Origin of the sequence: Candidatus Pantoea formicae (genome assembly GCF_011752625.1) — a bacterium.
GTDB classification, from domain to species: Bacteria; Pseudomonadota; Gammaproteobacteria; order Enterobacterales; family Enterobacteriaceae; genus Pantoea; species Pantoea formicae.
The window spans coordinates 39,295-53,230 of sequence record NZ_VWXD01000010.1; the positions used below are offsets into that span (position 1 = coordinate 39,295).

Annotated in this window: 13 protein-coding genes; 9 read left to right on the forward strand and 4 right to left on the reverse strand. The window is 56.1% G+C overall.

Annotation, left to right across the window (positions count from 1 at the left end):
* Window positions 1–192: 192 nt before the first annotated feature.
* Window positions 193–1,035 carry a 23S rRNA (adenine(2030)-N(6))-methyltransferase RlmJ gene (locus F3J38_RS22100; protein WP_167142101.1) on the forward strand — a complete coding sequence of 281 codons (843 nt, stop codon included), beginning with the start codon at window positions 193–195 and terminating at the stop codon, window positions 1,033–1,035.
* A gap of 62 nt (window positions 1,036–1,097) precedes the next feature.
* Window positions 1,098–1,913: a CPBP family intramembrane glutamic endopeptidase gene (locus F3J38_RS22105; RefSeq protein ID WP_167142104.1), complete on the forward strand. Its 816-nt coding sequence runs from the start codon at window positions 1,098–1,100 to the stop codon at window positions 1,911–1,913.
* Here F3J38_RS22105 and rnz read toward each other — a convergent pair.
* Window positions 1,910–2,821, reverse strand: a complete 912-nt coding sequence (gene rnz, locus F3J38_RS22110) for a ribonuclease Z (RefSeq protein WP_167142107.1) — start codon at window positions 2,819–2,821, stop codon at window positions 1,910–1,912. The genes F3J38_RS22105 and rnz overlap by 4 nt on opposite strands.
* A 125-nt stretch (window positions 2,822–2,946) precedes the next feature.
* Here rnz and gorA point away from each other — a divergent pair, with 125 nt between their 5' ends.
* Complete coding sequence (gene gorA, locus F3J38_RS22115) at window positions 2,947–4,299, forward strand: glutathione-disulfide reductase (RefSeq protein ID WP_167142109.1); 1,353 nt, start codon at window positions 2,947–2,949, stop codon at window positions 4,297–4,299.
* 582 nt (window positions 4,300–4,881) lie between these two features.
* On the opposite strand, the gene F3J38_RS22120 is transcribed toward gorA, so the two are convergent.
* Window positions 4,882–5,877: a LacI family DNA-binding transcriptional regulator gene (locus tag F3J38_RS22120; RefSeq protein WP_369411035.1), complete on the reverse strand. Its 996-nt coding sequence runs from the start codon at window positions 5,875–5,877 to the stop codon at window positions 4,882–4,884.
* 108 nt (window positions 5,878–5,985) lie between these two features.
* Here F3J38_RS22120 and F3J38_RS22125 point away from each other — a divergent pair, with 108 nt between their 5' ends.
* From F3J38_RS22125 to F3J38_RS22140, 4 genes are all read left to right on the forward strand, one after another.
* Window positions 5,986–6,735, forward strand: a complete 750-nt coding sequence (locus F3J38_RS22125) for an SDR family oxidoreductase (RefSeq protein ID WP_160869207.1) — start codon at window positions 5,986–5,988, stop codon at window positions 6,733–6,735.
* 19 nt (window positions 6,736–6,754) lie between these two features.
* The gene (locus F3J38_RS22130; RefSeq protein ID WP_167142113.1) at window positions 6,755–8,368 is read left to right on the forward strand and encodes an FGGY-family carbohydrate kinase; all 1,614 of its coding nucleotides are present in this window, start codon (window positions 6,755–6,757) and stop codon (window positions 8,366–8,368) included.
* Between the two features lie 229 nt (window positions 8,369–8,597).
* A complete protein-coding gene (locus F3J38_RS22135) occupies window positions 8,598–9,530 on the forward strand; it encodes a nucleoside recognition family protein (protein WP_167142116.1) in 933 nt (310 codons plus the stop codon).
* Between the two features lie 258 nt (window positions 9,531–9,788).
* Window positions 9,789–10,568, forward strand: a complete 780-nt coding sequence (locus F3J38_RS22140; RefSeq protein WP_167142119.1) for an L-threonylcarbamoyladenylate synthase — start codon at window positions 9,789–9,791, stop codon at window positions 10,566–10,568.
* 44 nt (window positions 10,569–10,612) lie between these two features.
* On the opposite strand, the gene F3J38_RS22145 is transcribed toward F3J38_RS22140, so the two are convergent.
* Window positions 10,613–11,629 carry a zinc-dependent alcohol dehydrogenase family protein gene (locus tag F3J38_RS22145; protein ID WP_167142122.1) on the reverse strand — a complete coding sequence of 339 codons (1,017 nt, stop codon included), beginning with the start codon at window positions 11,627–11,629 and terminating at the stop codon, window positions 10,613–10,615.
* A 155-nt stretch (window positions 11,630–11,784) separates the two neighbouring features.
* On the opposite strand from F3J38_RS22145, the gene F3J38_RS22150 reads away from it, so the two are divergent.
* Window positions 11,785–12,120 (forward strand): DUF488 domain-containing protein, encoded by a 336-nt coding sequence (locus F3J38_RS22150; protein ID WP_205298374.1) that lies wholly within the window; start codon window positions 11,785–11,787, stop codon window positions 12,118–12,120.
* On the opposite strand, the gene F3J38_RS22155 is transcribed toward F3J38_RS22150, so the two are convergent.
* Window positions 12,117–12,938: an SDR family oxidoreductase gene (locus tag F3J38_RS22155; protein WP_167142125.1), complete on the reverse strand. Its 822-nt coding sequence runs from the start codon at window positions 12,936–12,938 to the stop codon at window positions 12,117–12,119. The genes F3J38_RS22150 and F3J38_RS22155 overlap by 4 nt on opposite strands.
* Before the next feature lie 95 nt (window positions 12,939–13,033).
* On the opposite strand from F3J38_RS22155, the gene F3J38_RS22160 reads away from it, so the two are divergent.
* The gene (locus F3J38_RS22160; RefSeq protein ID WP_167142128.1) at window positions 13,034–13,936 is read left to right on the forward strand and encodes a LysR family transcriptional regulator; all 903 of its coding nucleotides are present in this window, start codon (window positions 13,034–13,036) and stop codon (window positions 13,934–13,936) included.

Genomic DNA, 13,936 nt, shown 5'->3' on the forward strand with positions numbered 1-13,936 from the left:
CGCGAGGTTTCGCGCGACGCAATGTTTCTAACATGCGGTCAGAAAGCAGGAAAATCAATGCTACTAAGGATGGACCGACGAAGAAAAAAGCGCGAGCGCCAAAACGTCAGCAATTTTTACGCAGCGCGGCTATAATCGCGCCACACACGATGTTTTTATCTCCCTTGATCCAACCGCGGACCCCTCTTTTTTATGCTGAGTTATCGCCACAGTTTTCATGCCGGCAACCATGCCGACGTGCTCAAACATACCGTTGAAAGCCTGATCCTCACCGCCCTGATGGAGAAGGAAAAACCGTTTCTCTATCTGGATACGCATGCGGGTGCCGGACGTTACCAGCTGAGCGGTGAGCACGCCGAGCGTACCGGTGAATATCTGGAAGGCATCGGCCGCATCTGGCAGCAGCCGGACGCGCCTGAACTGCTGAAACCGTATCTCTCTGCGGTGCGCAACCTCAACCCGCATGGCACGCTGCGCTACTATCCAGGCTCACCGCTGATCGCGCGCTACCTGCTACGCGAAGAAGACAAGCTGGAGCTGACCGAGCTGCACTCAAGCGACTATCCGCTGCTGCGTAATGAGTTCAATAAAGATGCGCGCGCACGCGTTGCACGTGGTGATGGCTATCAACAGTTGAAAGCCAAACTGCCTCCGCAGAGCCGTCGTGGTCTGATTCTGATCGATCCGCCGTACGAAATGAAAAGCGATTATCAGGACGTGGTGAAAGGCATTCAGGAAGGTTACAAACGCTTTGCCACCGGTGTGTACGCGCTGTGGTATCCGGTGGTGCTGCGCCAGCAAATCAAACACATGATTAAAGACCTGGAAGCCAGCAACATCCGCAACATTCTGCAGATTGAACTGGCGGTGCGTCCGGACAGCGATCAGCGCGGCATGACTGCATCGGGCATGATCGTCATTAACCCGCCGTGGAAGCTGAAAGCGCAGATGGAAGAGCTGCTGCCGTGGCTGCATCAGAAGCTGGTTCCAGCTGGCACCGGCCACTACAGCGTGACGCAGATCGTTCCAGAATAACCGGCTTGTTGGGTGCGGCTCCTGGGCCGCTCTTTGCCGTTGCCCTTCTAAGGACACTCTTTATGTGGATCATTCTGGCTGGCGCACTCACTGTGCTGTCGCCTGCCAAACGCCTTGCCGTACTACTGCTGTTATTGGCGACGATAATGGGCTTGTTCCAGGATGTGCTGGACTGGCCTGCTCTCGCCATTTTAGGTGCCATCGCTTTGCTGGCGTGGGTACGCGTGGAGAATCCCACCAACCGTGCCGTGCTGCTCATCAGCGAGACGTTGCTGGTGCTGATTGCCGGCGGCCTGTTCCTGCATCTGCTGCCGGGCTTTAACAACCTGCGCCAGATCGAGGAAATGCAGGTTGGCCCCCATAGCCAGCCTTTTAGCTTCTACTACAACTTCGATAAAGCGCTGATTCCTTTTGTGCTGCTGGCCGCATTGCCCACGCTGTTTCGCACGCAGAAGTTTCCTGCGCCGCACAAGATTCTGTGGCTGCTGTTACTGGCGGCGATCCCGCTGCTGCTGTACGTCGCCGTGCTACTGGGTGGACTGGCGATTGAGCCACACTGGCCGGACTGGCTCGGCAGTTTTATGCTGGCAAACCTGTTCTTTGTCTCGCTGGCAGAAGAAGCGTTCTTCCGCGGCTATGTGCAACAGCGCCTGCGCCAGAAAATTGGCAGCGTGGCGGCGCTGTTGATTGCGTCAGTGCTGTTTGGACTGGCACATTTCCCTGGCGGGATGATGTTAGTGGTCTTCGCGACTCTGGCCGGATTGATTTACGGCCTGGCGTGGCACTGGAGCGGGCGCGTATGGGTCGCCACCGGCGTCCACTTCCTGTTCAACATGACGCACCTGCTGTTCTTCACCTATCCGGCGTTGCAGCACTAAATTTCGAACACTGCAAAATCACGTGCCAGCTCGGTCGCAGCAAACACCGACTGGCACTCCGCCAGCAATCTCTCCCGGTCACTCGATACATAGCGCGAGCTAAAGTGCGTGGCAATCATGCGTTTCGCCCCCGCCTGCTTTGCCACTTCTGCAGCCTGATGAGTGGTGGAGTGGCCGCGCCCATTGGCTTTCTCCGCCAGCGATGCCTCAAGGGTGGTTTCGTGCACCATCACATCAGCCTGGGCTGCCAGTTGCAGCGCCACCTCGGTGGGGCCAGTATCACCGAATATCGCCACCACTTTGCCCTTGGTCGCGGGACCGAGATACTCCGCGCCATTAATCTCACGCCCATCCTCCAACTGGATGCGTTTGCCCTCTTTCAAATCCTGATACCAGGGACCACGCGGCACGCCCTCTGCTTTCAGGCGAGGTGCATCAAGAAAGCCCGGTTTGTCATGCTGCTCAATGCGATAGCCATAACACTCCACCACATGATTCATTGGATAGGCTGTCACGCGGAACTCGCCATCATCCAGGACTTCGCCCGCTTCAATTTCGACAATCTCCAGTGGAAAGCCAGTGTAAGAACCACTGAGGCTGAGTGCCGTCTCGATAAACTGTTTGATGCCTTTCGGACCATATATCGTCATCGGTTCCAGCAGCCCGGCCATTGAGCGGCTGGTGAGCAAACCCGGCAGGCCAAAAATGTGGTCACCGTGCAGATGGGTAATAAAGATTTTTTCCAGCTTGCTCGGCTTGAGTGCAGAGCGCATAAACTGGTGCTGAGTGGCTTCGCCGCAGTCGAACAGCCAGGTGTCGCCCCGTTTCGACAGCGTCAGTGCAATCGCCGTGACGTTACGTTGCAGGCTCGGCGCACCCGCGCCGGTGCCGAGAAAAGTCAGATGCATAATGTCTTCCATGTTAGCGGAACGTAGATTTAACCCTATCATAATCATAGGCTGAACCTTTGCGCGGCTTACGCAAGCAGCGTTACACTCTATGCCAATTTTCTTCCAACAGATGGACACAACGGATGACCAGACATTTTGACTACCTCGCCATCGGCGGCGGCAGCGGCGGTATCGCCTCGATTAACCGTGCAGCGATGCATGGCCAGAAGTGCGCGCTGATTGAAGCCAAAGAGCTGGGCGGCACCTGTGTCAACGTCGGCTGCGTGCCGAAAAAAGTGATGTGGCATGCCGCGCAGATTGCCGAAGCCATCCACTTGTATGGCCCCGATTACGGTTTCGATACCACCGTGAACCACTTTGACTGGTCAGTGCTGGTGAAAAACCGCAGCGCCTATATCGACCGCATTCACACCTCGTACGATAACGTGCTGGGTAAAAACAACGTTGAAGTGATCAAAGGCTTCGCACGCTTTATTGATGCCAACACCGTGGAAGTGAACGGCGAAACCATCACGGCCGATCACATCCTGATCGCCACCGGCGGCCGTCCAAGCCATCCTAAAGTGCCTGGCGCGGAATACGGTATCGACTCTGACGGCTTCTTTGAACTGGATGCACTGCCGAAGCGTGTAGCGGTAGTGGGCGCAGGGTATATCGCGGTGGAGTTGGCCGGTGTGGTCAACGCACTGGGTGCCGAAACCCATCTGTTTGTACGCAAACACGCGCCGCTGCGCAGCTTCGATCCGCTGATTGTCGATACGCTGGTAGAAGTGATGCAGGCCGAAGGCCCAACGCTGCATACTGAGTCGATTCCAAAAGCGGTGATCAAGAACGCCGACGGCAGCCTGACGCTGCAACTGGAAAGCGGTCATGATCAAACCGTTGATTGCCTGGTGTGGGCGATTGGTCGCGAACCGGCTACCGATAATCTCAATCTGTCCGTGACTGGCGTGGCGCTGAACGAAAAAGGCTATATCAACGTTGATAAGTTCCAGAACACTAACGTGAAAGGCATTTATGCCGTCGGTGACAACACCGGTGCCGTGGAGTTGACGCCAGTGGCCGTCGCCGCAGGGCGTCGTTTGTCAGAGCGCCTGTTCAACAACAAGCCCGACGAGCATCTGGATTACAGCAATGTGCCAACCGTGGTATTCACCCATCCACCGATTGGTACCGTTGGTTTGACCGAACCACAGGCACGTGAGCAGTACGGCGACGACCAGGTGAAAGTATATAAATCTTCCTTCACCGCGATGTACACCGCCGTCACCCAGCATCGCCAGCCGTGCCGCATGAAGCTGGTATGTGTCGGCCCGGAAGAGAAGATTGTCGGCATTCACGGTATCGGTAACGGTATGGATGAGATGCTGCAAGGCTTCGCAGTGGCACTGAAGATGGGCGCTACCAAGAAAGATTTCGACAACACCGTGGCGATTCATCCGACGGCGGCGGAAGAGTTTGTTACCATGCGTTGATGAATGGGGCGGCATTTGCCGTAATGCTTGTCAGTTAAGCATGTGGTGATAACGCAGTCTGGTGCCGCTCTGGGGCTGGCGGTCCTCGCGCCGCTGACGCGGCACCTTCACTTCACTCGTCAGCCTGACGGACCGGCGCAGACGGGACTTTCCCTGTCCCGGCTGCACCTTTCGCCAGCATCCATGCTGGCTCTCCTGGCTTCCTTATTCCGTTCAGCGCTGCGAAATGCCAGCCCCAGAGCGGCACCAGCCTGCTTGCTAACATCCGTGTACGCTGTTTGAAAGGGCACGATGACTCAGGCGATAGCGCTTTTACTGCCACAAAGGGCACAGTGTCTGAGGCCACAGCGCCTCTGCTGCTGCAACGGGCTATTCGCAGCGCTGAGGCGGAGACGTTGTGCCAGGAGCCAGGCGCAGGGATGCGACAGGCAGTTCGGGTAGGCCAGGACGGCCGTACCCGAACGTTCCGGCCGGCACAATGTTGCAGCCGAAGGCACCGCGTAGCGGCGCGAGGACGGCCCGGCAGCAGCAGAGGCGCTGTGGCCCGCACTCAGGCGTGCATAAGAAAAGCCGCCTTTTTTACTACATCTGCAGCACCGGCACTTCCACGACTGTAACTTCCTGCTCGCCGCTCTCCATCAGGCGGAACACCGTTTCCATCATGCCTGCCACATCCTGTTTCACCATGCTGATGTCTTTACACAGCAGCGCGACGAACGGGTCCCAGTCGAAACAGCCAATCGCCGGATGTTTATCATCAGATAACAGATCCTCAGCACGCAGAAACTGCACCACCCCTTCCAGCGAAATGGTTGAGTTCACAAACAGGCCAAATTGGCCCGTTACATACTGCTGAAAGTGATTTTTCAACGCCGTTTGCGCTTTTTCTGGCTCGTAGCCACACAGCAGCAGATTTTCCTCCGGCACAGAAATGCCTCGTTCCTGATGTGCCGCCAAAAAGCCGCGCAGGCGCTCTTTACTGTTGTGATCGCTGGCACGCCCCCCGATAAAAATCAGCGGCTGCGGGCACTTCTCCAGCAGGCTACGCGTCAGGTTCAATGCGCCATTGAAGTTATCCGAAATCACTGAAGGCGCCAGCGAACCGGGCAGATCAAGATTCAGCGAGGGAACGCCCGCGGCCTGACAAAGTGCAGTGATACGATCTGGATCGGTGGCCCCGGTCACCACCATGTAATCCACCTGCCAGGAGAGCATGGTGCGCGCCGCTTCGAGTTCCAAATCAGGATCGCGCTGCGTGCAGGTAATCACCGGGAACAGGCCGCGATCGCGCGCCATCTGCTCAAAACTTTCCACGATTGAGCCAAAATAACGGTTGTCGTATTTGGGCACGATCATGCCGATGGTTTTCGAGCGCGTGGTGCGCAGCATGCTGGCCTGTCGATTCAGCGCATAGCCCTGCTCTTGCGCAATCCGACTCACCTTCTCCGCGGTGCTGGCGCTGATGCGTCGCTTCTTCCAGTTACCACTCAAAATCGCGCTCACCGCACTCGCCGAAACCCCGGTGAGTTCCGCCAGGTCATAAATGGTGGTTTTCTTGTTTTTGCCGATCCCCGTCACAGAACCCATCCCATAATTGCGCTTTTTGTTGCTGGTTAAAAGTCGGGGTGATAGTTGTGCTTCATCGATTGAGCACCACCTAAAACGCCATTGATAAAGGATTATAAGATGAACACGAACCTCTTCTCCATGCATAACCCACTCAACGGAAAAGTTGCCGCCATTACTGGTGCTGCCTCCGGTATCGGTCTGGAATGCAGCAAAGTGCTGCTGCAGGCCGGGGCTAAAGTCGTCCTGATCGATCGCGATGGCGACAAGTTGCAGCAGCTGGTGGCGGAACTGGGTCCTCAGGCATTGCCATTGCAAATTGACCTGATGGACGGCAAACAGGTTGACGGGATTCTCGACGACATTCTCAAGCTGGCGGGCCGCCTCGATATTTTCCACGCCAACGCCGGTGCCTACATTGGCGGGCCAGTGGCGGAAGGCGATCCCGATATCTGGGATCGCGTACTGAAACTCAACACCAGCGCGGCCTTTCGCTGCGTGCGTTCGGTGCTGCCGCATCTGATCGCGCAGAAATCGGGTGACATCATTTTCACCAGTTCGATTGCGGGCGTGGTGCCCGTGGTCTGGGAACCGATCTACACCGCATCCAAATTTGCAGTGCAGGCTTTTGTGCATTCAACCCGTCGTCAGGTGGCGCAGCATGGTGTGCGCGTCGGTGCGGTGCTGCCGGGCCCGGTGGTCACTGCCCTGCTCGATGACTGGCCGCAGGAGAAACTGGAGGACGCGCTGGCCAATGGCAGCCTGATGCAGCCCATTGAAGTGGCGGAATCGGTGCTGTTTATGGTGACACGTTCGCCGGGTGTCACAGTGCGCGATATTGTTATCCTCCCCAACAGCGTTGACCTGTAACCAACCGAGGTGCAGCAGCATGAGTAACGAAAAATATCTGATTGGTGTCGATGTTGGTTCGGCCAGCGCTCGCGCGGGCGTGTTTGACCGCGCGGGAAATCTGTTAGGCCATGCAAAACAGTCCATCACCACCTTCCGTGCCCACGGTCATGTGGTTGAGCAATCCGCCAATGAGATTTGGCAGGCGGTCAGTCACTGCGTGCGCGAGGCGGTGACCACTGCCGCTATCGATCCCGCTGCGGTGGCTGGCATTGGCTTCGATGCCACCTGCTCGCTGGTGGTGATCGATGAACAGCGGCAACCGTTGCCTGTCAGCCCAAACGGAGAGGCAGAACGCAATATTATTGTGTGGATGGATCACCGCGCGACGCAGCAGGCCGATGCCATCAACGCGACGAAACATCCGGTGCTCGACTACGTGGGCGGACGCATCTCACCGGAGATGGAAATGCCAAAACTGCTGTGGCTGAAAGCCCACAACCCGCAAACGTTCCAGAACGCCGCACACTTTTTCGATCTCACCGATTACCTCAGCTGGCGCGCGACAGGCGATACGGCGCGCTCATCCTGCACCGTCACCTGCAAATGGAACTATCTTGCGCATGAGCAGCGCTGGGATGCCGACTACTTCAGTGCCATTGGCCTGCCGGAATTCGCTCAGGAGAAATTTGCGCGTATCGGACAGCAGATCGTCGAGCCAGGCACACCGTGCGGCACAGGTTTAACCGCGCAGGCCGCCGCCGACTTTGGCTTACCCGCAGGCACGCCAGTGGCCGCCGGGTTAATCGATGCCCATGCAGGCGGCGTCGGTACGCTGGGCGCAGATGGCAGCCCGGAAGATAAACTCGCTTATGTGTTTGGCACCTCGTCCTGCACCATGACGCCGACGCGTGAAGCCGCGTTTGTGCCAGGTGTGTGGGGTCCGTATTACTCGGCGATGGTGCCAGGTTTATGGTTGAGTGAAGGCGGACAAAGCGCGGCAGGCGCCGCCATCGATCGCCTGCTGGAGATGCATCCAGCCGCCGCGAGTGCACAGCAGGCCGCCGATGCCGCTGGCCTTTCACTGCCGGTGTACCTTGCGGAACAGGCTTTGCAGCAATCTCGCAGTGAATCAGCAACGGTGGATTTAGTCGAAGGTCTGCATATCGTGCCGGAATTTGCGGGTAATCGTGCACCTTTTGGCGACCCTTACGCGCGAGCGGTGATTTGCGGTCTGGGTATGGACAACGATGAAGCGAGTCTGATCGCACTGTATATCGCCGGCTTGTGCAGCCTCGGCTACGGTCTGCGCCAAATCATTGAGGCGCAAACCAGCAAGGGTATCGTCACGCGGTCGATTGTCATCAGCGGCGGTGCGGGGCAACACTCTTTGGTGCGCCAACTGCTGGCGGACAGCTGCCAGCTTCCTGTGCAATCCACCCACTGCCCTGAGCCGGTATTACTGGGTTCAGCGATTCTTGCCGCTGCCGCCAGTGACGTATATTCCGACGTCACCTCGGCGATGGCCAACATGACCACTGATGAAAAGCGCTGGCATCCTGAGCCGTCAGTTTCGCCGCTGCATCAGCACCGTTATGATGCATTTAAATTATTGCAGAGCACCGCGCGTAATATTCGTCAGATAAGCGAATAAACGTCGAATAATATTTCTGTGCGCCGCACAAACGTCGGCGCACGGTTATTTCACCCTGCCATTTCCTGCAAGATAAAATTTAATTTCTTCACTACTCAAGTTTACACCACCGGGATACTATTTATCCCTTAGCTAGCGCCCTTCGCGCTGGCATTTTTATGCGTTTTTAAAGCAAGGGGAGCAACATGTTTACCGGTATTAAGCCGTGGTTCGAGGTTCAGGCAACCGCATGAATATCATCAGCATAATTATGTCTGCAGGCAAAGCCTCGGTGGATGTCGCGTTGTACACGCTTATTCCTATCATGGTGGTGATGTTATTCATCATGAAATATCTGGAAGTGAAAGGCGTGCTGGATTTTGTGGTACGTCATTCCACACCGTTATTAAAACCTTTAGGTATTACCGGACTGGCGTTATTTGCGCTGATCCAGCTGAACTTTGTCAGTTTCGCCGCGCCGTTAGCGGCATTAGCGATTATGGAAAAACGCGGCACTTCCGATCGCCATATGGCGGCCACGCTGGCGATGCTGTTTGCCATGGGGCAAGCCAACGCTTTTTATCCGTTGATTCCTGCCGGGCTCAACTGGAGTGCCGCAATACTCATCTCCATCTGCGGCGGCGTGCTGGCCGCAGCAGCCACTTATCATTTCTTTGGGCGCAAGCTCTCGGATGCAGCGCTGCTCAATGAAGATGAAGCCGTTGCGAATAATGAAAGCAAAATGGGACTGATCGCCATCATCAACAGCGCGGGTGCGGACGCGATTCGTCTGGCGCTGGGATCGCTGCCGATGCTGATTCTCTCACTGTCGGTGGTGGGGATTTTGAAAGAATCCGGTGGCATTGAGATGCTTACCCGGCTGGTTTCTCCGCTGCTGGACAGATTCAACATCTCTGAAGTGTATATTCTGCCTGCACTGACCAAATGCCTGGCAGGCGGCACCGCCTACTACGGCGTGGTAGCCGGGCTGGTCGAAAAAGGTTTATACAGTGCGCACAACATCAACGCCTCGGCGGGTTGGTTTATTCAGACCTTTGATTTACCGGGGATTGGTATCTTCCTTGGCCTGTCGAGTCGTTTCCCGCGTCTGTTCCGTTTCGCCGTGCCGGGCATCATCCTCGGCATTGCGCTGCGCGGTGTGGCACACGCTCTGATATTTTAATTAACCCTGGCGCTGAAAGACTTATTCAGCGCCTTGTTTAAATAACACTACAATTCCCGCGTGTTATTTTAAATTAACCCTATACATTCCATCGTTATTTTCATCAGTTGCAAACCTTTTAAATATCGTACTATTATCGCCAGCATGGTTTTGCAAAAATAATTAACCCAGACTTAATACCCGGTTAATTAATTCCTTAATTTCATTGCAGGTAATATTCCTGTACGTCATCTATTGATACGCAGATAGGGTAGATCCATGAGCGGTAAACAAATAACGTGGAATGGCGGGTTACAACCTGAAGCCATCGAGATTTTGTCCCAGGACGGCGGTATGATCGTCAGCCCAACCAAAGTGGGTTATATCATCATGACCTCCGATAAAGCCGGGTTAGAGCGTAAGTTCGAAGCCAAGCAGCGCAAGCGCAACAAGCCAGGCGTAGTGCTGTGTGGCTCGCTTGAGCAGCTGCGTTCTCTGGCACAACTGACACCGGAAATTGATCAGCTTTATCAACAGCATTGGGATCAGGATATTTTGCTGGGCTGTATTTTACCGTGGCGCGAAGATGCGCTGGCGCGTATTCCGGCTGACGGTTCAAAAGAGCTGATGATGGATGGCCGCCAGACCAGTTGCTTCGTGATTAAATTCGGCCGCCCAGGCGAAAATATTGCGAAAGCGCTGTGGGAAGAGCACGGGAAATTCTCTTTCGCCAGTTCCGCCAACCCATCGGGTCAGGGAAACCGTGGTCTGGTTGAGGGTATTGGCGAACGTATTGAAGCGCGTGCTGATTTAATTATTGAAGCCAATGATTACGTGAAGTCTATTCAGCCCAACGACGAAAATAAAGTGCGCTACGAGCAGGGCGTAATGGTGTCGATGGTGGATAGCGAAGGTCGTTTGATCCCGCAGCAAAACGGCGAGCGTAAAATCACGCCGTGCCCGGTATTGATCCGCAAAGGCCTTGATGTCGATAAAATCATGGCGCTGCTGTCGGATATCTTCCCGTCATGGGATTACCGCCACGGTGATTACTACTGATGTGCTGAAGCCTGTTTCCTCATAGAGGAAACAGGCTCACCTTATTACCACTCCACCGTAATCTTCCCGAAATGTCCTGCTGACTGCTGATGTTTAAACGCCGCAGGCAGGTCGCTCAACGAGCCGTAGCTGTCGCTGATCACTGGATGAATACCGGTTTGCTCTAATGCACGCACAAAGTCCTGCTGCTGACGACGATGGCCGACAATCAGGCCCTGAATACGCGCCTGTTTTGCCATCAATAATGAAGTGGGGATCACCCCTTCGCGCCCGGTCAGTACACCAATCAGCGCAATATGACCGCCGACGCGCACCGCCTCTATCGACTGCGCCATGGTGCCCGGTCCACCGAGTTCAATCACCACATCTGCACCCTTGCCATCTGTCAACTGTTGAACGGCTTTGCCCCACTCTGGCGTGCTGCGATAGTTGATGCCCGCATCGGCACCGAGCGCTTGCGCCCTTGCTAGCTTCTCATCCGACGAAGAGGTGACAATCACCCGTGCACCCATCGCTTTGGCGATTTGCAGTGCGGTGATCGACACGCCGCCAGTACCCAGCGTGACGATGGTATCGCCCGCTTTAATTTGTGCATCCCCTACCAATGCGCGCCAGGCCGTCAGCCCGGACGTGGTGATGGTTGCCGCTTCAGCATGGCGCCAGCCACGCGGGGCGAGCGTAAAGTGATGGGCCGGACGTACCACCACGTCGGCGGCAAAGCCGTCTGCACCATCGCCGGGCGTGCGCGCGAAATTGCCCACTCGCACAAAGGGTAAGCCGTCCTGCCACTGCGGGAAGAAGCAAGACACCACGTGGTCACCGGGCTTAAATTCCGTGACGCCTGCCCCGACCTCTTCGACCACGCCCGCAACGTCTGCCATCATGATGCGATCCTGCTCGGTGGGAATCGATCCATCTGCCACCAGCAGATCGTGGAAGTTGAGTGACGTCGCGTGGATCACCACGCGGATCTCTCCGGCGGCGGGTTTACCCGGATCGGGCAGATCCGCCAGTTGCAAATGCTCTAAACCGCCAGGCTGTTTCAGGATCATCGCTTGCATAATTGCTGTTCTCCTTATCTAGATGTTCATCAGTTATCGCGGCAGATGCGCAATACATTGCGCCGCTACTGTCGGTGCATAGCTGGAATGTGCGCTAAGTGTGGCAGCGATGCGCACTCCCTGCCTGCTACAATGTGCGGTAAAGGAGCGCAATAATGGTTGATGTGAAACGGGTCTACGACGAGATCAGCAGGCAGGATGGCTACAGGGTTTTGGTCGATCGGCTGTGGCCGCGCGGCATGAAAAAAGCCGATCTGCACTGCGATGCGTGGTTGAAGGCGATCGCGCCTTCTGCCGCATTACGTAAAGCGCTACACAGCGAAACCATTGATTTCGCCCATTTCGAAAAGCAGTACCGTGCCGAGTTACAACAAAACGAAGTACTCGCCGAGCTGAAACAGCGGATGGAAAAGCAAAAAGTGACACTGCTGACCGCCACCCAACTCGATCAGCAGAGCCACATTACCGTATTGCAGAAACTGCTGGATTAAACATCCGCCCCATATGCGGCGGCTTTTTGCGCGCGTAACTCAGCCAGACGCCGTTCCAGTGCGGCCTCAATGTTGTCATACGCTGTGCTGCCCAGCGCTAAACGCAGCGGCATGGCAGGCTGATCCAGTGTGGCGATCATGGCTGAGACAGATTTCGCGGCATCCCCCTTAATCGCGAAATCACCCGACAAGATCGCGCGGCGCAGCTGCCCTGAAGCCGAGTCGTGATAAGCATTCAGCGGCTCGGCAATATCCAACCCGGCACCGAAATTCGTGGCGGTTGGCCCCGGCTCCACCAGCAGGAAATCGATGCCAAAGCTGGCTACTTCCTGCCGTACCGCCTCAACAAATCCCTCGATGCCCCACTTGCTGGCGTGATACAGGCTGAAGTTGGGATAAGCCACCTGCCCACCTTCCGAGGAAATCTGCGCGATGCGGCCGCCGCCCTGCTGGCGCAACAATGGAATCACGGCGCGAATCAGCTGAATGGAGCCCGTAAGATTAGTGGCGATCTGGCGATCAATCTGCGCATCGCTCAGCTCTTCCGCGGCACCAAACAGGCCATAAGCAGCGTTGCTCACCACCACATCGACGCGCTCAACGTTGGCAAATGCCTGCGCGATGGCTGGCGCGATGCTGGCGGTGTTCGCCAAATCCAACATTATGACCTGTAACTGTTTGCCGTATCGCGCTTGAAGATCTGTCATTGCCTCGGTGCGGCGCACGCAGGCCAGCACGCGATCGCCACGGGCCAGCAAATCTTCACTCATTAAACGGCCCAGCCCACTGCTGGCACCGGTAATTAACCAGGTTTTCATTTTGTCGTCCTCCGGTTGAAAACCCGATAATAGATCGCTTTACTGGTGGTCATAATCTCCCTAATCGCGCATGACCTGGTGAGGAAAATCCACCAATGAGAAGACCTTCCTGGCATGAACTACAGGCCATCAAAACGCTGGGTGAGCAGCGCAGCTTCCGGCGTGCCGCTGAGATGCTCGGCCTGAAGCGCTCTTCACTCAGCCATCTGGTGAAAACGCTGGAACAGAATCTGGGGGTACAGCTTTTTCAGCGCACGACCCGCAGCGTATCGCTCACCGATGCCGGGCAACAGTTAATCGATCGCCTCGCTCCACTACTGAATGAAATGGATGAAGTGCTGCACGATGTCAGCGCTCGCCGCCAGCAGCACGCAGGCACCCTGCGCATCAGCGCCAGCGATGCGGCAGTTAGCATCCTACTGGAAAAAGTGGTGCCAGATTTCTGTCGCGACTACCCCAATATCCAGCTCGACTTCGCCGCACAGGGTGCGCTGGTGGATATCACCGCAGCCAGTTTCGATGCCGGCATTCGGTTAATGGAAGATGTGCCGCAGGATATGGTGGCGATTACGCTGGGAGGTCCATTGCACTTTATCACTATCGCTTCCCCCGAATATCTGGCCTCGCACCCGCCAGTGCAACAGCCGAAGGATTTGCTGCAACAGCAGTGCATTCGCCATCGTCTGCCAAGCGGCAAGCGCTATCGCTGGGAGTATGCAAAGGCGGAAGATAGCTGTGAGATCGATGTGCCGGGCTTAGTTACGCTGGACAATAACGCGCTGATGACCAGCGCGGCCATCAGCGGATTGGGCATTGCTTATGTACCGTCGCTTTACGCCGAAGCGGCGCTGCAATCGGGTCAGTTAGTGGAACTGCTCGCCGACTGGCGGGTGCAGTCGGCGGGGATGGCATTGTGGTTCCCGCCTAACCAGCATCAATCAATGGCACTGCGGCTGTTTATCGATGCCCTGAAAAACAGCCTGCCGCGCCGGTCGTAA

Coding starts and splice junctions, on each gene's coding strand:
- F3J38_RS22100 (WP_167142101.1), top strand. CDS start 193: ATGCTGAGTTATCGCCACAGTTTTCATGCCGGCAACCATGCCGACGTG.
- F3J38_RS22105 (WP_167142104.1), top strand. CDS start 1,098: ATGTGGATCATTCTGGCTGGCGCACTCACTGTGCTGTCGCCTGCCAAA.
- rnz (WP_167142107.1), bottom strand. CDS start 2,821: ATGCATCTGACTTTTCTCGGCACCGGCGCGGGTGCGCCGAGCCTGCAA.
- gorA (WP_167142109.1), top strand. CDS start 2,947: ATGACCAGACATTTTGACTACCTCGCCATCGGCGGCGGCAGCGGCGGT.
- F3J38_RS22125 (WP_160869207.1), top strand. CDS start 5,986: ATGAACACGAACCTCTTCTCCATGCATAACCCACTCAACGGAAAAGTT.
- F3J38_RS22130 (WP_167142113.1), top strand. CDS start 6,755: ATGAGTAACGAAAAATATCTGATTGGTGTCGATGTTGGTTCGGCCAGC.
- F3J38_RS22135 (WP_167142116.1), top strand. CDS start 8,598: ATGAATATCATCAGCATAATTATGTCTGCAGGCAAAGCCTCGGTGGAT.
- F3J38_RS22140 (WP_167142119.1), top strand. CDS start 9,789: ATGAGCGGTAAACAAATAACGTGGAATGGCGGGTTACAACCTGAAGCC.
- F3J38_RS22145 (WP_167142122.1), bottom strand. CDS start 11,629: ATGCAAGCGATGATCCTGAAACAGCCTGGCGGTTTAGAGCATTTGCAA.
- F3J38_RS22150 (WP_205298374.1), top strand. CDS start 11,785: ATGGTTGATGTGAAACGGGTCTACGACGAGATCAGCAGGCAGGATGGC.
- F3J38_RS22155 (WP_167142125.1), bottom strand. CDS start 12,938: ATGAAAACCTGGTTAATTACCGGTGCCAGCAGTGGGCTGGGCCGTTTA.
- F3J38_RS22160 (WP_167142128.1), top strand. CDS start 13,034: ATGAGAAGACCTTCCTGGCATGAACTACAGGCCATCAAAACGCTGGGT.